Here is an 18,488-nt window from a genome sequence, read left to right as displayed (position 1 = left end):
GGCCGGCCGGGGAGGGCCGCCGGCCGCCGCCCCGCGCGCCGGACCAGCAAGAAGATTCGACGGCCTCGCCCACCCGTACGACCAGCAAGCCGTACGGGTGGACGGCCGCCACCTGCGGGTGACGACGGCCCCCGGGCACGGCGGAGCCACCCTAGGCTCGCCGCCGTGCATATGACGATCCTTCACATTTCACAGCCCGTCGACGGCGGGGTCGCCCGCGTCGTCGTCGACCTGGTCCGCGGCCAGCGCGAGGCCGGCCACCGGGTCCTGGTCGCCTGCCCGCGCGGCGGCCGGCTGGCCGAGGAGGCCGCCGCCGCCGGGGCGCTGGTCCAGGACTGGCCCGCCCGCCGCTCGCCCGGCCCGTCCGTCGCCGCCGAGGCGTGGCGGCTGCGCCGGATCGTCCGCGCCGCCGCGCCCGACATGGTCCACCTGCACAGCGCCAAGGCCGGACTGGCGGGCCGGCTGGCCATCCGGGGCGCGATGCCGACCGTGTTCCAGCCGCACGCCTGGTCGTTCGCCGCCGTGGAGGGCGCGCTGGCCGCGGCCACCCTGCGCTGGGAGCGCTACGCGACCCGGTGGGCGCACCGTCTGCTCTGCGTCAGCGTCCAGGAGCGGGCCGACGGCGTCGCCGCGGGCCTGCACGCCGACTGGGCGGTGGTGCCCAACGGCGTGGACGTGCGCCACTACGCGCCCGCCGACCGCCGGGCCGCCCGGATCGCGCTCGGCCTCGACCTCGACGCGCCGCTGGCGGTCTGCGTGGGCCGGCTCTGCCGCCAGAAGGGCCAGGACGTGCTGCTCGACGCGTGGCCCGAGGTGCTGCGGCTGGTGCCGCAGGCCCGGCTGGCCCTGGTCGGCACCGGTCCGGAGGAGGCCCGGCTGGCCGCCGCCGTCCGGGAGTCGGCCGAACCGTCCCGGATCCGGCTGGCCGGGGAGGTGCCGGATCCGCGGCCGTGGCTGGCGGCGGCCGATCTGGTGGTGCTGCCCTCGCGCTGGGAGGGGATGGCGCTGGCGCCGTTGGAGGCGATGGCGGCGGGCCGGCCGGTCCTGTTGACGGATGTGCCCGGAGCCCGTGAATGCCTGCCTCCGACCGAGCGGAAGTGCGCGGTCGTGCCGCCCGGGGACGCCGCCGCGCTCGCCACCCGAATGGCCGAAGCATTGTCCGACCCGATCGAGTGCGAGCGACGCGGTGCGCGCCTGCGCGAGCACGCCGTGGCGCGCCATGACGTGCGATCGGTGGTCGAACAGGTGGACGCGCTCTACCGCGATCTACTGGGCGCCGGGCCGGCGGCCGGGCGCCGCCGTGCCCGTGTCCCAGAGCGGATCTGATCGTTTCACATGCCGTGAATGCCCTCCGCTGGGAGCTGTCGTATTCGCACCCTCAACCGGTTTGTGGGCGAGGGGTGAAATCGGAAATACCTATTAATGGGCGGCTGGAATGAAATGGCAAGTCAACTTCCAGCATCCAGGGCCACGTTCGGTACTGTCTGATTTTGCCTGCTTCATTTCGATTTCACGCCGGGAATTCGCGAGAGAACCGAAAGCCGCCAGCGGCAGCAGGTGCAGTCAGGACCGCGCCCACCGGGCCGGGACGGCCGCCCCGGGCCAACCGGTGCCGGGCCGCCGTCACCCCGGGCACACAGCAGGGGAGTTCGTGCGCTGATGACCATTGACCACGACAGCGTGCCACGGCCCGGTCGGCCCCTGTCCGGCCCGCGCCGGCCCGCCACCGGACTGCTCGACCGCCCCGCCAGGTCCGCACAGACCCGCAGCACCCCGGCGCTCCGCCGCCACCGCCGACCGGTCCGCTCCCGGCTCGCCCTGCCCGTCACCCTGGCCGCCGTCGACGCCTTCGCCCTGTGCACCGCCACCGGGCTCGCCAACCGGGCCCTCGACCCGGCGGTCCGGGTCGATCCGCTGCTGGGCGTGGCCGCCCTGCTCCCGCTGCTGCTCCTGCTCAACCTGGCCGGCGGCCTCTACCGGGCCCGGCTCACCCTCTCCGTCCTCGACGAGCTCCCCGCGCTGACCGTCCGGGCCGTCGTGGCCACCGCCTTCGCCGTCACCCTGGCCGGCTGCCTGGACGGCCGCTGGCCCGACACCGGCCCCGCCACCCCGGCCCGGCTGACCGCGCTGCTCGGCGCCCAGCTGCTGCTCGCCGTCTGCGGCCGGACGCTGCTCTTCCACCTGGTCCGCCGGATCCGCCGCAGCCGGCCCAGCCCCGTACTGGTCCTCGGCGCCGGCCGGCTCGGCCGCCGGGTCGCCGAGGCCCTCAGGGAGCGCGGCGAATACGGCATGCGCCCGGTCGGCTTCCTCGACCCGGACCCGCCGCTGCTGGCCGGCGACACCGACCTACCGGTGCTCGGCGGCCGCGAGGTGCTGGAGCGCGAGGTCCGCCGCCACCGGATCCACCACGTCGTCGCCACCGCGGGCGCCGCCGACGAGGCCGAGACCGCCGCCGCCCTGCGCGACGCCGCCCGGCTCGGCTGCCAGGTCTGGCTGGTGCCCGCGCTGCGCGAGTACGGCTCCCTGGAGAACGGCCACTCGACCGGCGGCGACCACCTCTGGGGCTTCCCCTGCCTGAAGGTGGACCGCCCGGCGATGCGCCGCCCCGGCTGGGCCGCCAAGCGCGCCCTGGACGTCACCGCCGCCGGCCTCGGCCTGCTCGCCCTCGCCCCCGTGCTCGCCCTGTGCGCGCTCGCCGTCCGCTTCGACACCGGCCCCGGCGTGCTCTTCCGCCAGCAGCGCACCGGGCTGGACGGCCGGGTCTTCACCGTCCTCAAGTTCCGCACCCTGCGCCCCAGCAACGAGCACGAGTCGGCGACCCGCTGGAACATCTCCCAGGACCACCGGATGGGCGCCGTCGGCAAGCTGATGCGCCGCAGCTCCCTGGACGAGCTGCCGCAGCTGTGGAACGTGCTGCGCGGCGACATGAGCCTGGTCGGCCCGCGCCCCGAGCGCCCCTACTTCGTCATGCGGTTCAGCCAGGCCTACCCCGAGTACGCGGACCGCCACCGCGTCCCGGTCGGCCTCACCGGGCTCGCCCAGGTCAACGGCCTGCGCGGGGACACCTCCATCGAGGACCGGGCCCGCTTCGACAACCGCTACATCGAGAGCTGGAGCCTCTGGCAGGACGTCAAGATCCTGTGCCGCACCGCGGCCCTGATGCTCCACCCGGACGGAAGCTGACCAGCGTGGCCCTCACCCTCGATCTCGTCCCGACGCCCGCCCGGGCGTTACACCGGGCGGTCGCGGCGCTCGCCGCCCGGCCCAGCCTGCTCGCGGCCGCCACCGTGCTGCTGGTCTGCGTCCCCACCGGCGAGAAGGACGTCACCGCCGCCGTCCACGTCACCGCCGCCGACCTCGCCTCGCTGGCCCTGGTCGCGGTCACCGCCGTCGAGCTGCTGCGCGGCCGCACCCCCGCGATCGGCCGGACCGCCGCCGTGCAGTTCGGCGTGATCGTGTTCGCCGCCGCCGTCGCCACCGTCGGCTCGATCGACCCGGCCGCCAGCCTCACCGGCTTCGTCCGGCTCACCCAGGTCTTCGTCCTGGTGCCCGCCGCCGTCCTCTGCTCGCTGCGCGACCGCACCGACCGGCGGCTGGTGCTCGGCTCCTTCGTCGCCGCCGCGCTGGTCCAGGGCGTGGTCGGCGCCCACCAGTACCTCACCGGGACGGGCGCCTCCTACACCGGCCGGCCGATCCGCGCCGTCGGCACCTTCGGCGCGCTCGACATCATGGCGATGTCCACCGTGGTCAGCTACGGCCTGCTCGCGGCCCTCGCGCTGGGGCTCGCCGAGCGAGGCCCGGCCGGCCGGCCGAAGCTGCGCCGGGCGATGTTCGCGGCCGCGGCCTTCCTGGCCTTCCCGCTCGCCGTCTCGTTCAGCCGCGGCAGCTGGATCGCCACCGGCGCCGCCGCCGCCGTCCTGCTGCTGCGGGCCGACGCCCGGCTGGCGGTCCGCAGCGCCGTCCTCGGCCTGGCCGCCGCCGTCGTGCTGATCGGCGGCCTCGGCCTCGGGGCCTCCGGCGTCACCGCCCGGATCAGCTCCATCGGCTCCGTCTCGGCCGCCCCCGACCAGTCGGTGTCCGACCGCTACGACCTCTGGTCCACCGCCGGGCGCATCTGGCAGGACCACCCGGTCAGCGGCGCCGGCCCCAAGGCCTTCCAGCAACTGCGCGACAGCAACGCCCCGTTGCGGCTCTCCTCGGGCAGCGACGCGGCCGACGCCACCATCGGCTTCCAGCGCGAACCGCTGCTCTCCCCGCACAACATGTACTTCCTGGTCCTCAGCGAGCAGGGGCTGATCGGCATCGTCGCCTACGCCGCGCTGTTCCTCGGTCTGCTGGTCGGGTGCCTGCGCCGGGCCCGGGGCAGCGGCCTCGCGGCGCTCGCCCTGCTGGTCTGGGTCCTGGTCGACTTCCTCTACGCGGACATCGGCGGCACCACCACCGTGCTGACCTCCGTCGTCCTCGGCCTCGCCGCCCGGACCGCCGCCGGCGCCACACCGGAGGCGACCCCCCGATGACCACCGACCGGCCGACCGCGCTCACCCCGACGCTGCCGGCCCCCCGCTCCGCACCCGCCGCCGAGACCACGGCGGCCCCCCGGCGCGGCTTCCTCGCCAAGGCCTTCGGCATCACCGCCGTGCTCAGCGCCGCCGGCTCCGCCCTCGGCCTGCTCCGCGACCTGCTGCTGGCCCGCTACTTCGGCGCCAACCAGGGCACCGACGCGTTCCTGGTCGCCTGGACCGTCCCGGAGACCGCCGCACCGCTGCTGATCGAGGACGCCATGTCCTTCCTCATGGTGCCCGCCTTCGCCCTGGCCCTGGTCCTGCGGGAGGAGCACCCCGACGGGCCCGACCCGGTCCGCCAGCTGGTCCGCGCGACCCTGCCCTGGCTGCTGCTGGCGCTCACCGCGCTCTCGCTCGGCGTCGCGCTCGGCGCCCCCCAGCTGGTCGACCTGCTCGCCCCCGGCCTGGCCGACCCCGGGCTCGCCGTCACCTGCACCCGGATCACCGCCTGCACCGTGCTGCCCTTCGGCGTGGCCGGCTATCTCGCCGCCGCACTCCGGGCGCACCACAGCTTCACCGCCCCGGCCGGCATCTACGTCGCCTACAACGTCGGCATCCTCGGCGTCCTGCTCAGCTGCCACGCGCTCTGGGGCGTCCGCTCCGCCGCGATCGGCGTCGCCCTCGGCAGCCTGCTGATGGCCGGTCTGCTGGTCGTCCCGTTCCTGCGCCGGCTGCGGTCCGGCCGCGCCGCCGCGGGCCGCCGGGCCCGCCCCGCACTCGTGCTGATCCCGCTCGCGCTGCTGCCGGTGGCCGCCTTCACGCTCACCCGGCAGGCTCAGGTCTTCATCGAGCGCTTCCTCGGCTCCGCGCTGCCGCCCGGCACCATCTCGCACCTCAACTACGCCGCCAAGGTCTCCCAACTGGCCATGACGGCGGCCATCCTGATCTGCACGGTGACCTTCCCGCTGGTCGCCCGGGCGCTCGCCGCCGGGGACCTCACCGCCGCCCGCGACCGGGTCGAGAAGGACCTCGGCCAGGCGGCCGCGGTCGTCCTGTTCGGCACCGCCTTCCTGCTGGCCTGCGCCCCCTCGGTGGTCGCCCTGCTCTTCCAGCGCGGCGCCTTCGGCGCCCAGGACACCGCCGCCACCGCGGCCGTCATCCGCGTCTACAGCTTCGGACTGCCCGCGCAGGCGCTGATCGGCGTGATGATCCGCCCCTACTTCTCGCTCCGCCCGGTGGTCCGCCGCGCCGGCGACCCGCGCACCGACGACGGCGGCCGCCGGCTGCTCGACTGGTACCCGGCCGCCGCCATGGTGCTCGGCCTGGTCGTCACCGTCGCCGTCGGCCTGCTCGCCACGCCCCGCTTCGGCGCCCTCGGCCTGGCCGCCGGGAACGCGGCCGGCATCACCACCACCGCGGCGCTGCTGCTGCGCGGGCTCGTCCTGCGCGGCATCGCGCTGCGCCTGCGCCTGGTCCTCGGCGGCCACGCCAGGCTGCTGGCCGCCGCCGCCGGGGCGGCCGCCCTCGGCACCCCCGCCGCCGGACTCCCCGCCGACCCCCTGCTCTCGACGCTGCTCGGGGGCCTCACCGTGGCGCTCGCCTTCGCCGCCCTCGGCACCGGTCTCGGTGCCCGCGAGGTGCGCGGACCGGTCCTCGCCGTCGTCCGGGCCCTGTGCCCGCCATCCGTTGCCGATGAAGGGAAGCCTCCCCATGGACGCTGAACGGGGATCCGTACGGTCGGTGCTGTCGGGCGTACGCCGCTCCGGCGCGCCGGCGGCAGCCGGTCCACGGACCGAGGTGCCGCGCGCCGCGGGCCGCCGCCCGGAGGCACAGCTGCCCCGAAGTCGCCGGCCCGCCACCCGGGCACCCGTCCAGGAGGCCACCTCGCCGTGGATCCTGATGTACCACTCGGTGGCCGTCGAGGAGGACGACCCGTACCAGCTGACCGTCAGCCCGGAGCGCTTCGCCGAGCAGATCGCCTGGCTCCACCGGCGCGGCCGGCGCGGCGTCTCGGTCCGCGAGCTGATGCGGGCCAGGGCCGCCGGCCGGGCCGACAACATGGTCGGCCTGACCTTCGACGACGGCTACGCGGACTTCGGCCGCTTCGCCGTACCGATTCTGCAGGCGTACGGGTTCACCGCGACCGCCTACGTGGTCGCCGACCTGCTGGGCCGGGCCAACGACTGGGACGTCGAGGGCCCGCGCAAGAAGCTGCTCACCGTCCAGGAGGTCACCGAACTCGCGGCCGCCGGCTGGGAGATCGGCTCCCACGGCCTCGGCCACCAGGCCCTGCCCGGCCTGCCCGCCGACGTCCTGGCCACCCAGACCCGGGAGAGCCGGCGCGTGCTGGAGGAGGTCGTCGGCGGTCCGGTCACCGGCTTCTGCTACCCGTACGGCGCCGTCGACCTTCCCGCCACGCTGGCCGTGCGCGACGCCGGTTACGACTACGCCTGCGCCATCGCGCACTCCCCGCTCACCGGCCGCTACGCGCTGCCCCGCTGCTACGTCGGCGACCGCGACGGCGCCTGGCGGCTGCGCGCCAAGCGCGGCCGCCACCGCCTCCGCGACACCGTCACCGAGCTGCGCCGCAACCGCCTCGCGGCACGCTCCGCGTCGAAGGGCCGGGCCGGCGCCGAGCGCGAGGAGACGCAGGGGAGCACCGGCGCCCGGAGCACCGCGGGCGGGTCCGAGCGCCCCGCCGGGGAGCGTGCGGGCCGGCGGGGGGCCGACCGGTGAGGGTGCTGCACATCGTCACCGGTCTCGCCTCCGGCGGCGCCGAGCGCCAGCTCCAGCTGCTGCTGCGCCACCTGCCCGCGCACCAGCACTGCGAGGTGGTCGCGCTGACCAACCCCGGCACGGTGGCCACCGCGCTGCGCGCCGAGGGCGTCACCGTCCACCACCTGGCGATGCGTGGCAACCGCGACGTCGGCGCGCTGCCCCGGCTGGTCCGGCTGATCCGGTCCGGCCGCTACGACCTCGTCCACACCCACCTCTACCGGGCCGGCCTGTACGGGCGGCTGGCCGCCCGGCTGGCCGGCGTCCGGGCGGTGGTGGCCACCGAGCACTCGCTGCACGCGGGGGTGATCGAGGGCCGCCCGGTCACCCGCGGCGTCAAGGGCCTCTACCTGGCGGCCGAGCGCCTGGGCACCACCACCGTCGCGGTGTCCCGGCAGGTCGCCCAGACCCTGCACGCCTGGGGCGTGCCGCCGGGCCGGGTCGAGCTGATCCCCAACGGCATCGACGCCGCCCGCTACCGCCGTCCGGACGCCGACCGGGCCGCGGCCCGGCACCGGCTGCGCGCCGACCTCGGCCTCCCGGCGGCGAGCTGGGTGGTCGGCGGGGTCGGCCGGCTGGTACCCGGCAAGCGGTTCCACGTCCTGCTGGAGGCGCTCGCCGGCCTCGACCCGGCCGCCCGCCTGGTGCTGGTCGGCGAGGGCCCCGAACGCGCCGCCCTGGAGCGGCGGGCCGCCGAACTCGGCGTCCGCGACCGCCTGGTCCTCACCGGCGAGCGCGACGACGTCCCCGACCTGCTGGCCGCGCTGGACGTGCTGGCCGCCCCCTCGACCGCCGAGACCTTCGGCCTCGGCGTCCTGGAGGGCCTGGCGGCCGGCCTGCCGGTCCGCCACAGCGCCTGTCCGGCCCTGGACGAACTCCCGCCGGCCGCCGCTCCGCAGGCCCGCCGGATCCCCTCCGACGCCGCCGCCTACACCACCGCGCTGCGCGAGCTGCGCCACCTCAACGACCACGGCCCCGAGCCCCTGCCCCGGCCCCCGGCGGTCGGCCACTACGACATCGTCCGGGTGGCCGCCGACCTCGGCGCCCTCTACGACCGCCTGGCACCCGCTTGAGCCGCAGGCAGCCGCCGAACCCCCGGGCCGCCGGCCGGGCGGCCCCCATATCCAAGGAGCACCCCATGTCCGAACCGCGCCGAAGCGTCCGCAGCCTGGCCCGCCGCTGGTGGCCGGTGGTCCTCGCGGTGCCGCTGGGCGCCGCCGCCGGCGCCGGGTACGCCGTCGTCGCGCACCCCTCGTACGCCGCCAACTCCTATGTGATCGTGGTGCCGGAGAACCAGGGGGAGAGCGCCTCGGCGATCAACTTCGCCCAGGCGTACGGCCGGCTGGCCGGTCAGCCCCAGGTGCTCGCGGCCGCCGCCGCCGAGACCGGGCACAGCCGCACCGAACTGGAGACCCTGGTGCACGGCACCACCTCCCCGGACGCCCCGATGATCGAGATCACCGGTACCGGCGCGCGGCCCCGGGAGGCGGTGCTGGCCGCCGACGCGGTCGCCCGGTCGCTGGTCGCCTTCGCCAACACCAGCACCAAGGAGACCGGCGTCCGGCTGGTCCCGCTGGCCCCCGCCGCCGAGCCCGACAAGCCGACCACGCCGTCCGCGCAGCTGGACGTCGCGGTCGGCGCCGCCGCCGGGGTGCTGATCGGCGCGCTGGTCATGATGACCCGCCGCCGGGGCGGTGAGGCCGGTCCGGCCGCCGTGGCGACGCCCGGCACGGAGCCCGCCGCCCCGGCCACCCCGCGCCCGCGCGGCGAAGAGGCCCCGGCCCCGGCCGAACCGGCCGAACAGGCCGCGGCGGAGCGGCCCGGCACCGAGCAGGCCGCCCCGGCGCAGCCCACGGGCGGGAAGGCAGCCGGCGGGAAGTCGCCCGCCGAGAAGGCCCCGGCCAAGGAGAAGAGCGCCGCCGGGAGCGGTCGATGAGCACCGAGGCGCCGGCCACCACCGGTCTCCCCGCCCAGGCCGGCGCGCCCCGCTGGACCACCGAGCTGCACCGCGAGGACGACGCCCTGGACGTCCTCGCCGAGGAGTGGGACGACCTGGTCACCCGCTGCCGGACGGCCACCTTCTTCCAGGCCGCGGTCTGGCAGCGCTCCTGGTGGCGCCAGTACGGCCGCCCGGGCGACCTCCTGGTCCTGCTGGTCCGCCGGAACGGCCGGCTGGTCGGCGCGGGAGCGTTCCGGCGGCGCCCCGGCCCGCTCGGCGGGCTGACCGGCCTCGGCGACGGGCTGATCGACTTCACCGACATCCTGCTCGACGACTCCTGCGCCGATCGCGCGGCGGCCGAGTTCGCCGCGGCCCTGCCGCTCACCCGCCCCTGGCACAGCCTGGAGCTGCGCGAGGTGCACCCCGAGGCGGCCGTCCAGCGGGTCTTCGAGCAGTGGCGGGGCCGGCGGCGCCGGTTCGGCGACTCGCTCTGCCAGTACCTGCCGGCCGTCCCGATGGAGCAGTTGCTCAAGCGGGTGCCCGGCAAGACCGCCCAGCGCAGCCGGGTGAAGCTCCGCAAGATCGCCGAGGCCGGGGTCGAGGTCCGTTCGACGCCCCCGGAGGAGGTGCCCGAGGCCCTGGAGGGGCTGCTCCGACTGCACTTCGAGCAGTGGCACGAGCGCGGCGTCACCCCGGAGCACCGCACCGGGCGGTTCGCCCGGCACCTCGCCGAGTCCACCACCGGCCTGGTCGCCACCGGCCGCGCCGCGGTGCACCAGTACTGGCTGGACGGCGAGCTGGTCGCGGTGAACCTGCTGCTGCTCTGCCCGTCCTTCGGCGGTCTCTACCTGTACGGCGCGCACCCCCGGCTGCGCGAGCGCCTGGACATCGCCGGTCTGCTGTTCGGGGCGGCGCTGGACGAGACGGTCGACGCCGGGATCCCGCTGCTCAGCCTGTTGCGCGGCCAGGAGCCCTACAAGCAGCGCTGGCGGCCGGACCAGCTGTTCAACCAGCGGCTGCTGTTCGGTCCGCGCGGGCCGGCGCCGGCGGCCGCCGCCCGGGCCGGCTCGGTCCGGGCCCGGCAGGTCGCGGTGCACGTCCTGCGCACCCGGCTGCCGAGGCTCAAGGAGGCGCTGGCGGCCCGCCGGCGGAGCTGAGCCCCGCCCCGCCTGCGGGCCCGGCCGCCCGCCTTCAGCGCCGGGCCGGCAGCCCGCCCGGCGCGGGTGCGGCGGACGGTGAGGGCGGCGTGGAGGGCGAGGGGGACGGTGCCGCGGACGGCGAGGCCGGTGGGGAGGGGGTTCCGGAGGCCGCCGCGGTCGGCGAGTCGCCCGGCGAGCCCGACCCGGCGGCCCCCGGCTGCGGGGTGACCGCCGGGGGCGCCGGCACAGCGGTGACCGGGGCCCCCTTGGACCCGGACATCAGCTGCTTGAACCGGCTGCTGGAGCGCGGGTTCTGCGCGCACTGCCAGAACCCGTGCGGGCAGTAGTCGGTGACCGTCTGGTAGCTGGTGTCGTGGGTGCGGATCCACTCCACCATCCGCTGCACGAACTCCGGGTTGTCGCCGTTGCGGAACAGCCCCCACTCCGGGTAAGAGACCGGCTTGCCGCGCTTGGCGGCGAACTCGACCTGGTCCTGCAGCCCGTACGGCTCGCGGACGTAGTCGTCGAAGGTGGCGCCGGCGGGCTGGTCGTAGCTGTCCATGCCGATGATGTCGACCACGTCGTCGCCGGGGTAGCACTTGGTCCACGGGATCGCGTCCAGCCCCCGGTTGGGGGTGAAGTCGAAGCGGAACCGCTGACCGGGCACCGAGCGCATCACGGAGACGATCCGCCGCCAGTACGCCTTCCAGGCGGTCGGGTCCGGCTTGCAGCGGTGGGTGTAGGTGGTGCCGTTCATCTCCCAGCCGAGGGTGAGCACGGTGTCCGCCCCGCCGAGCGCCACCAGCCGGCGGGCGAGCCGCAGGAAGTGGCGGTCGAAGTCCCCCCGGGCGCCCTGGGCGAGCAGCTTGGCCACCTCGCCGTCCGGCACGGCGGCCTCGCTGGGCACCAGCATCGGGACGCCGAGGATCAGCATCCGGGAGGGGTCGGCCAGCCGCCACTGCGACCACATGCCGAGCACCACCGGCTCGCCCTCGACGTCCGCCCAGCTGTTGCCGGCCAGATAGGTGTGGCCGACCTGCATGTTGGCGTTGTTCAGCCACTGCGCGTAGCGGCCCAGCTGGGGGATGTACTTGTCCCACGAGCCGACGAAGGCACCGAACGGGGCCTCGTGCTTCGGCCGCTGGACGACCGGCCGGGGGGCGGCGCCGCGGGGCTGGAACGCGTCCGAGGAGAGGGCGTGCCGTTCGGTCTGGCTGAGCGGGGTCCCGGTGGGGACGCTCGCGGTGGTCAGCATCAACAGGGCGGCGGCAGCCAGCGTCAGGCGGCCGAGTCGCATGGTCTCTCCTCCGGCGTCACGGGGCGGGGGCAGCGGGACGGACCGTGATACCCCGCTCGCAGACAGTAGGCCCCGCAGGCGTCGGAAAAGCCGAATGTCACCCTAAAGTGGGCGGTATTCGAACGCCGTCTGCCGCAACGTGCCGTGTATCACCTCTGTAACAGTCCGGACGGCCCTGGAGGCCGTACCGCGGCCGCCCGCCCGGAGCGCCTCCCGGGCGGCCGCGGGTCCGACGGCGCAGGTGGGCGGGCGGATCCGGCGAAGGGCGCGAATCGGCCGGCCGCGCCCGCGCCGCCCCGCCGTCCGGCCGGGTCCGGCTGACTCGTGACGGTGTCGAAAGGTACGCTCCGCCCGTGTCCTGGAAGCCGCTGCGTGTCCTCACCCCCCGATCGATCCTCCCTGCCCTGGCGGTCCTGCTGGTCCTTGTGGCGGGCGCGGCCGCGCATGCCAACAAGCCGGTGCCGTTCGGTGACCGGGTGGCCGGGCCGGGCGGCGCGGACGCCAGCCCGGTCAACTCGCAGTCGTTGGGCGCGGACGGTCTGGAGCTGAAGGTGGGCCCCGGCCTGGAGGCCTACAACCGGGACACCGGCGAGCCCGCCTGGTCCTACCGCCGCGAGGGCGCCACCGCGCTGTACCTGGCGATGGCGGGCGAGAACGCCGTGGTGGTCTGGGACGACGGCCTGGTCACCTCGGTGCGCCCCGGCGACCACGAGGTGCGCTGGCACCGCGCGGTACCCGGCCTGGCGGACTGGATGAGCGGCCAGGGCGAGCCGGGCGCCGAGAAGCGGACCGACGAGCAGCGCAGGCAGCTCCAGCGGGAGCGCGCCGCGGCGGCCCTGCACACCGTCCAGCAGTCCGCGCCCTGGGTGGCCGTGGTCACCCCCGAGCTGACCATGGGCTTCCGCGACGCCGACGGTGACCTCCGTTACAACTCCAAGCCGGCCGGCAACTGCGTCTACGACCCGACCCGCACGGTGGGCACCGACTTCGCGGTGCTCGTGCCGCGCAGCTGCGCCAACAGCACCGGCCAGCCGGTCTCCGGCGGCATCACCGGCTACCGGCTGGACAGCACCGGCTGGCAGCTGGCCGCCGGCCCGGGGGTGTCGCTGAAGGCCCTGGACGGCCGCCGGGTGCTGATCTCGGACGGTCCGATCGTCGGCCCCAAGGTGTTCGACACCCAGGCGGCGGCCCCCGAGGCGGCCTGCGGCAGCCCGGCCGAGCCCTTCGCCGCCGTCCGCCCGCAGGGCAGCTGCGACGCCGCGGAGGACGCCCCGCAGTCCTGAGACCGGTACCCCGGCGGTAAAAGCCTCCGGGCCCCGTCACGGGGCCCGGTAGACTTGCCGTCATGGCTGTTCTCTCCGGGCACTAGCGGACGAGCGGCGCCGCCCCCGGGCGGTCCGCCGGTCTGCCGACGTCGCCCCCTTCCGCTGCCCCGGCCCTGTGCCATGCCCAGGCGCCCGCCCACGTCCCAGGAGTAGTCCCAGCCATGATTTCCGCCAACGCCCTTGAGCTGCGCGCCGGTGCCCGCATCCTGATCGAGTCCGCCAGCTTCAAGGTCGCCCCGGGCGACCGGATCGGTCTGGTCGGGCGCAACGGCGCCGGGAAGACCACGCTCACCAAGGTGCTGGCCGGCGAGGGCCTGCCGGCCTCGGGCACGGTCACCCGCTCCGGTGAGGTCGGCTACCTCCCGCAGGACCCGCGCACCGGTGACCTCGACGTCCTCGCCAAGGACCGCATCCTCTCCGCCCGCGGCCTCGACAGCGTGCTGAAGAAGATGCGCGAGAACGAGGAGCGGATGGCGAACGGCAAGGGCGCCACCCGGGACAACGCGATGAAGAAGTACTCGCGCCTGGAGACGGAGTTCCTCACCAAGGGCGGGTACGCCGCCGAGGCCGAGGCCGCCACCATCGCCGCCGCGCTGGGCCTGCCGGACCGCATCCTCGAACAGCAGCTGCACACCCTCTCCGGTGGTCAGCGCCGCCGCGTCGAGCTGGCCCGGATCCTCTTCTCGGACTCCGACGTGCTGCTGCTCGACGAGCCCACCAACCACCTCGACGCCGACTCGATCGCCTGGCTGCGGGACTTCCTGAAGACCTACAAGGGCGGCTTCATCGTCATCTCGCACGATGTCGAGCTGGTCGAGACGGTCGTCAACAAGGTCTTCTACCTGGACGCCAACCGCTCCGCGATCGACGTCTACAACATGGGCTGGAAGCAGTACCAGCAGCAGCGCGAGGACGACGAGAAGCGCCGCAAGCGCGAGCGGGCCAACGCGGAGAAGAAGGCCGCGACCCTGAACGCGCAGGCCGACAAGATGCGCGCCAAGGCGACCAAGACGGTGGCCGCGCAGAACATGGCCCGCCGTGCGGAGAAGCTGCTGTCCGGCCTGGAGCAGGTCCGGCTGAACGACAAGGTCGCCAAGCTGCGCTTCCCGGACCCGGCTCCCTGCGGGAAGACCCCGCTGACCGCCGCCGACCTCTCCAAGTCCTACGGCTCGCTGGAGATCTTCACCGGCGTGGACCTGGCCATCGACCGCGGCTCGCGGGTCGTGGTGCTGGGCCTCAACGGCGCGGGCAAGACCACCCTGCTGCGGATGCTGGCCGGGGTGGAGAAGCCGGACACCGGCGAGGTGATCCCGGGCCACGGCCTGAAGATCGGCTACTACGCCCAGGAGCACGAGACCCTGGACCCGGAGCGCACGGTGCTGGAGAACATGCGCTCCTCGGCGCCCGACACCGACCTGGTCCAGATCCGCAAGATCCTCGGCTCCTTCCTGTTCTCCGGGGACGACGTCGACAAGCCGGCCGGGGTGCTCTCCGGTGGTGAGAAGACCAGGCTGGCGCTGGCCTCGCTGGTGGTCTCCAGTGCCAACGTGCTGCTGCTCGACGAGCCCACCAACAACCTCGACCCGGCCAGCCGCGAGGAGATCCTGGGCGCGCTGCGGGAGTTCAGCGGCGCGGTCGTGCTGGTGACCCACGACGAGGGCGCGGTCGACGCGCTCCAGCCGGAGCGGATCATCCTGCTGCCGGACGGCGTGGAGGACCTCTGGAGCCCGGCCTACAACGACCTGGTCTCGCTCGCCTGATCCGGCTCCCTTGATGCGGCCCGCCTGATCCGGCCCGGCCTCCGCCCGGCCTGGAGTAGACGCCTCGTCCACTCTTCGGACCAGAAAAACTAGTACTTACGGCGTGTCCGGGAATGAAGAGGTCCGGGATTCCGTTTGAGAAGCTTCCGTCGGCCCGCCACTCGATCGTGGTCGGGCCGATGCTGCTGATCAGCTCTTTCGCGCCGAATGGCGGTATCGCTCCGGGGGCGTGCACTCTGCGTGAGCGCCCTTGTGCGCTCGGATCACCACCGACGGAACGCGCATTCCCGGCATCGACCTTGTCGAATGGGTGGCCAGGAGGCTGTGGATGGGTGATCATGGGAATCTGACCGAGCAACGCTACGAGGAGGCACGGGTGGCCGAGACTCTGAAAAAGGGCAGCCGGGTGACCGGTGCCGCGCGTGAGAAGCTCGCGGCCGATCTCAAGAAGAAGTACGACTCCGGGGCGAGCATTCGCGCTCTCGCGGAGGAGACCGGTCGCTCGTACGGCTTCGTGCACCGGATGCTGAGCGAGTCCGGAGTGATCCTCCGGGGCCGCGGCGGTGCCACGCGGGGCAAGAACAAAGCTACTGCTGGAGCCAGCTCCTGACGGTCCGTCGGTTCTTCGACGGATGACTCGGCGGCAGGGCGCGGGCCGGATGGACGACGTCGGTCGTCCGCCTCCGGTCGGAGCGAACCGGCCGCCGATCGTCATGCCCGCCGCCGTCCGTCCGGGCCCGGCCCGGACCCGTCCGAAACACTGGGCGCCGCTGCCCTGCCGCAGCGCGCCCAGTTTTTGTTACTCTCCGGTAGCCAAGTCCCTCGCCACCGGAGGTCCCCGCATGACCGCCCCCGCCACCGACCCGCAGGCCCCGAGCTGGGAGCAGGACGGCGTCCGCCTGGAGATCGACGGCGAACTCGCCGTCGTCACCCTCTGTCAGCCCGAACGGCGCAACGCCCAGTCGCCCGCGATGTGGCGCGCGCTGGCCGCGGTCGGCCGGGAGCTTCCCGGCGCCGTCCGGGTGGTGCTGCTGCGCGCCGAGGGCCTCTCCTTCTCGGCCGGCCTGGACCGCGCGATGTTCACCCCCGAGGGGATCCCCGGCGAGGTCACCTTCCTCCAGCTGGCCGCCGCCGAGGACAAGGACCTCGACGACACCATCGCGTACTACCAGGAGGCCTTCTCCTGGTGGCGCCGGCCCGACGTGGTCACGATCGCCGCCGTCCAGGGCCACGCCGTCGGCGCCGGCTTCCAGCTCGCCCTCGCCTGCGACCTGCGCGTGGTCGCCGACGACGCCCGGTTCGCCATGAAGGAGACCTCGCTCGGCCTCGTCCCCGACCTGGCCGGTACCAAGCCGCTCACCGAGCTCGTCGGCTACGCCCGGGCGCTGGAGATCTGCGCGACCGGCCGCTGGGTCGGCGCCGAGGAGGCCACCGCGATCGGGCTGGCCAACCTGGCCGTCCCCGGCGCGGAGCTGGACGCCGCCGCCCGCGACCTCGCCGCCGCGCTGCTCGCCGCCCCGCGCAGCGCCGTCATCGAGACCAAGGCGCTGCTCCAGGGTGCGGGCGGACGCTCGTACGACGAGCAGCGTTCGGCCGAACGGGCGGCACAGGCTCGCCGCCTGCGCGATCTGGCCGGCATCGGCGACTGACCGCACGAGGACGCCGAAGGCCCGGCTCCGGGGGACCGCCCCCGGAGCCGGGCCTTCGGCGTCGCAGCTCCCCCGGTCGCCGCTCCGGGGGCGCGAATCGTGGCGAAATGCCAGAGTTGGAGCGATTTGCGATATAGCTGGAGCCGTACGACGGGAGAACCACCCATGCCTGACACTCCGACGCCCGCCACCATGCACAAGAACCCCTCCGCCGCGCCCGGACCGGTCGCCCCGGCGGCCGACACCGGCCGGGGGGTGACCGACCGCGGCCGTACCGCCCTGGCCGTCGGTGTGGTCGAGAAGATCGCCGGTATGGCCGCCCGCGAGGTCTCCGGCATCCACGCCCTCGGGTCCGGCCTGTCCCGGACCTTCGGCGCGATGCGCGACCGGGTGCCCGGCGGCAAGTCCGCCGTCGGGCGAGGGATCAAGGCCGAGGTGGGGGAGAAGCAGACCGCCATCGACATCGCCCTGGTCGTCGAGTACGGCGTGGTCATCCCCGAACTGGCCCGTCAGGTACGGGAGAACATCATCGACGCGGTGGAGCGGATGACCGGCCTGGAGGTCGTCGAGGTCAACATCGCGGTCAACGACGTCCATCTGCCCGACGAGCCGGACGTCGAGGAGGAGGAAGAGGAGAGCGTCCCCTCCGGACAGCGGCCCAAGTTGAAGTAGCCCCGTCGGGGGACAGCAGCAGTGGAAGACGAGGAGTAGCGGATGAACCTGGCCATTGTCGGCCTGGTGGTGGGTATGGCCCTCGGCTTCGCCGGCTATTTCGGCGGCTTCGCGGCGTTCCTGCTGGTGGCCGCGCTGGGCGTGGTCGGCTTCGTGGTCGGGCGCCTGCTGGAGGGCGACATCGAGATCGGTGATCTCGGCGACCTGCTGCGCGGCCGCGACCGGCGCCGCTGATGGCGTCCCCCGTCACCCCTGCCACCTCGGCCACCTCCACCACCGCGGTCACCCCCGCCGCCCGCCGCCGCGAGCCCGGCGTCCGCGGGCGGCTGCGGGTGGCCGACCGGGTCTACGCCCGGATCGCCGCCCGGGCCGCCCGTGAGGCGCTCGACGACGCGTGGCGCGGCCGGACGGAGCGGGGCGCGCCGCCGAAGGTCTCGGTCGCCGTGCCGGGCAGCACCGTCACCGTCCGGGTCTCCGTCGAGCTGCCGTTCCCCGCCGACCTCGCCGCGCTCGCCCGGGCCGTCCGGGAGCGGATCGCCGCGCAGGTCGGCGGTCTGACCGGGACGCGGGTCGGCGAGGTGGTGGTGGTCGTCGAACGACTGGTCACCGGGGGGCCGCGGTGACGACCGGGCCGACACCGGACGCCGTTCCGCCGGGCGCTCTCCCGCCGGGGTCGTCGCCGCCGGGTTCGGGTGGATCGGGCGCTCTCCCGCCGGGGTCGTCGCCGCCGGGTTTGAGTGGGGCGAGTGCTCTCCCGCCGGAGGCCGGCGAGCCCGAGCCGGTCATGGTCAAGGTGCCCCGGCTGCGGGCCCCCCGCACGGTCGCCGCCGTAGTCGTCGCCACCGTCGTGCTGGTGGTCGGCGCCGCACTGCTCTACGACGTGATCGCCGTGCGCACCGGGCACGCCGCCCGCCGCTGGCGGGCCGAGGTCGCGGACGAACTGGCCACCCGCCACCTGGACGACCCCTGGGTGCTCGTCGGCGCCGGGGCGGCCGTCCTGCTCGGGGCCTGGCTGCTCTGGCTCGCCCTCGCCCCCGGGCTGCGCCGCTGGCTGCCGCTGCGCCCGCTCGGCGGGACCTCCGCCGCCATCGACCGCGCCGGCGTCGGCACCCTCCTGCACGACCGGGCGGCCGGACTGCCGGGCATCGAGCACCTCACCGTCCGGGTCAACCGCCGCCGGGTGAAGGCGGTGCTCACGGGCCCGGCCGACCCGGCCTCGGTGCAACGGCAGCTGCGCGCGGAACTCGCGAAGATCAGCCTGGCCCGGCCGCTGCGCCTCGACGTCCGGGCGAAGCGGGGCGGGGGTGGCGCGGGCGACGGCGCCGTGCCCGGGCCGCCGGAAGGCACCGCGGCGGTCCCGGGCACGCCGGCGGCCGGCGGGGTCGGCGGGGTCGGCGGGGTCGGCGGGGTCGGATGAGCGGGACACCGTC

Annotated in this window: 17 protein-coding genes; 16 read left to right on the top strand and 1 reads right to left on the bottom strand. The window is 75.1% G+C overall.

Annotated features, from left to right (window positions below; all coding sequences use genetic code 11):
- The first annotated feature begins 171 nt into the window (after positions 1-171).
- From ACZ34W_RS06750 to ACZ34W_RS06715, 8 genes are all read left to right on the top strand, one after another.
- On the top strand, positions 172-1,326 hold the full coding sequence (locus ACZ34W_RS06750) for a glycosyltransferase (protein WP_329490107.1): 1,155 nt from the start codon (positions 172-174) through the stop codon (positions 1,324-1,326).
- A gap of 333 nt (positions 1,327-1,659) precedes the next feature.
- Positions 1,660-3,183, top strand: a complete 1,524-nt coding sequence (locus ACZ34W_RS06745; protein ID WP_329490108.1) for an exopolysaccharide biosynthesis polyprenyl glycosylphosphotransferase — start codon at positions 1,660-1,662, stop codon at positions 3,181-3,183.
- A gap of 5 nt (positions 3,184-3,188) precedes the next feature.
- Positions 3,189-4,517, top strand: a complete 1,329-nt coding sequence (locus ACZ34W_RS06740) for an O-antigen ligase family protein (protein ID WP_329490109.1) — start codon at positions 3,189-3,191, stop codon at positions 4,515-4,517.
- The gene (locus ACZ34W_RS06735) at positions 4,514-6,223 is read left to right on the top strand and encodes a lipid II flippase MurJ (protein ID WP_329490110.1); all 1,710 of its coding nucleotides are present in this window, start codon (positions 4,514-4,516) and stop codon (positions 6,221-6,223) included. Before ACZ34W_RS06740 ends, ACZ34W_RS06735 begins: the two co-directional genes overlap by 4 nt.
- Positions 6,213-7,238: a polysaccharide deacetylase family protein gene (locus tag ACZ34W_RS06730; protein WP_465602232.1), complete on the top strand. Its 1,026-nt coding sequence runs from the start codon at positions 6,213-6,215 to the stop codon at positions 7,236-7,238. The genes ACZ34W_RS06735 and ACZ34W_RS06730 overlap by 11 nt, the downstream gene beginning before the upstream one ends.
- The gene (locus tag ACZ34W_RS06725) at positions 7,235-8,350 is read left to right on the top strand and encodes a glycosyltransferase (RefSeq protein ID WP_329490112.1); all 1,116 of its coding nucleotides are present in this window, start codon (positions 7,235-7,237) and stop codon (positions 8,348-8,350) included. The genes ACZ34W_RS06730 and ACZ34W_RS06725 overlap by 4 nt, the downstream gene beginning before the upstream one ends.
- 65 nt (positions 8,351-8,415) lie before the next feature.
- A complete protein-coding gene (locus ACZ34W_RS06720; protein ID WP_465602229.1) occupies positions 8,416-9,213 on the top strand; it encodes a Wzz/FepE/Etk N-terminal domain-containing protein in 798 nt (265 codons plus the stop codon).
- Positions 9,210-10,373 (top strand): GNAT family N-acetyltransferase, encoded by a 1,164-nt coding sequence (locus ACZ34W_RS06715; protein ID WP_465602227.1) that lies wholly within the window; start codon positions 9,210-9,212, stop codon positions 10,371-10,373. Before ACZ34W_RS06720 ends, ACZ34W_RS06715 begins: the two co-directional genes overlap by 4 nt.
- Before the next feature lie 34 nt (positions 10,374-10,407).
- Here ACZ34W_RS06715 and ACZ34W_RS06710 read toward each other — a convergent pair whose 3' ends face one another.
- On the bottom strand, positions 10,408-11,652 hold the full coding sequence (locus ACZ34W_RS06710; RefSeq protein WP_465602225.1) for a glycoside hydrolase family 26 protein: 1,245 nt from the start codon (positions 11,650-11,652) through the stop codon (positions 10,408-10,410).
- 353 nt (positions 11,653-12,005) lie between these two features.
- Here ACZ34W_RS06710 and ACZ34W_RS06705 point away from each other — a divergent pair, with 353 nt between their 5' ends.
- The 8 genes from ACZ34W_RS06705 (at position 12,006) to ACZ34W_RS06670 (ending at position 18,475) form a co-directional block, all read left to right on the top strand.
- Positions 12,006-12,935 carry a PQQ-binding-like beta-propeller repeat protein gene (locus ACZ34W_RS06705; RefSeq protein WP_329490116.1) on the top strand — a complete coding sequence of 310 codons (930 nt, stop codon included), beginning with the start codon at positions 12,006-12,008 and terminating at the stop codon, positions 12,933-12,935.
- A gap of 203 nt (positions 12,936-13,138) precedes the next feature.
- Entirely contained in the window at positions 13,139-14,737 is a 1,599-nt protein-coding gene (locus ACZ34W_RS06700; RefSeq protein WP_329490117.1) for an ABC-F family ATP-binding cassette domain-containing protein, read from the top strand.
- 376 nt (positions 14,738-15,113) lie between these two features.
- Positions 15,114-15,347: a helix-turn-helix domain-containing protein gene (locus tag ACZ34W_RS06695; protein ID WP_049658450.1), complete on the top strand. Its 234-nt coding sequence runs from the start codon at positions 15,114-15,116 to the stop codon at positions 15,345-15,347.
- Between the two features lie 232 nt (positions 15,348-15,579).
- Positions 15,580-16,386: an enoyl-CoA hydratase/isomerase family protein gene (locus ACZ34W_RS06690; protein ID WP_329490118.1), complete on the top strand. Its 807-nt coding sequence runs from the start codon at positions 15,580-15,582 to the stop codon at positions 16,384-16,386.
- 165 nt (positions 16,387-16,551) lie between these two features.
- Complete coding sequence (locus ACZ34W_RS06685) at positions 16,552-17,058, top strand: Asp23/Gls24 family envelope stress response protein (protein WP_329490119.1); 507 nt, start codon at positions 16,552-16,554, stop codon at positions 17,056-17,058.
- Positions 17,059-17,100: 42 nt separating this feature from the next.
- Positions 17,101-17,292, top strand: a complete 192-nt coding sequence (locus ACZ34W_RS06680) for a hypothetical protein (protein WP_329490120.1) — start codon at positions 17,101-17,103, stop codon at positions 17,290-17,292.
- On the top strand, positions 17,292-17,681 hold the full coding sequence (locus tag ACZ34W_RS06675; RefSeq protein ID WP_359804354.1) for a hypothetical protein: 390 nt from the start codon (positions 17,292-17,294) through the stop codon (positions 17,679-17,681). The genes ACZ34W_RS06680 and ACZ34W_RS06675 overlap by 1 nt, the downstream gene beginning before the upstream one ends.
- 161 nt (positions 17,682-17,842) lie before the next feature.
- Entirely contained in the window at positions 17,843-18,475 is a 633-nt protein-coding gene (locus ACZ34W_RS06670; RefSeq protein ID WP_465602221.1) for a DUF6286 domain-containing protein, read from the top strand.
- The last annotated feature ends 13 nt before the right edge of the window (positions 18,476-18,488 follow it).

The sequence above is a fragment of the Kitasatospora sp. NPDC022856 genome, from assembly GCF_055561235.1.
The sequence above is the reverse complement of the archived record's forward strand: the minus strand, read 5'-3'. Positions and strand labels throughout refer to the sequence as shown.